This window comes from Bacillus sp. SIMBA_031, assembly GCF_046535225.1.
In the GTDB taxonomy this organism is placed as follows: domain Bacteria; phylum Bacillota; class Bacilli; order Bacillales; family Bacillaceae; genus Bacillus; species Bacillus velezensis.
In genome coordinates, this window is record NZ_JAWRXC010000754.1 from 1 (window position 1) to 230 (window position 230).

The 230-nt window shown below is 59.1% G+C and carries 1 protein-coding gene; it reads left to right on the forward strand.

The window, feature by feature from the left end; genetic code table 11:
* Nucleotides 1-49: 49 nt before the first annotated feature.
* Nucleotides 50-230, forward strand: a 181-nt coding sequence (locus tag SB724_RS22080) for a hypothetical protein (RefSeq protein WP_410573252.1), incomplete at its 3' end; no start/stop codon positions are given.

Consider the following 230-nt stretch of genomic DNA (forward strand, 5'->3'; position numbering starts at 1 on the left):
GTGCATACTGGTTTTCCGGGCGACCCGGATCTGGGGTTTGGGAGCAATTTTGGACACTGCAACGCTGCGCGTCGCCTTCGGAGCGATCGCATTGACGCTGTTTCTGCTTTTTTATGGAGTCATATACCGCCGGACCCGCGCTCCCTACAGTGGGTGGTGGTCCTTGGCGCTGCTCCTGTTCCCCTTTGGCGCGGCCGGATACCTCTTGGACGGTACCACCCAACAGGTTT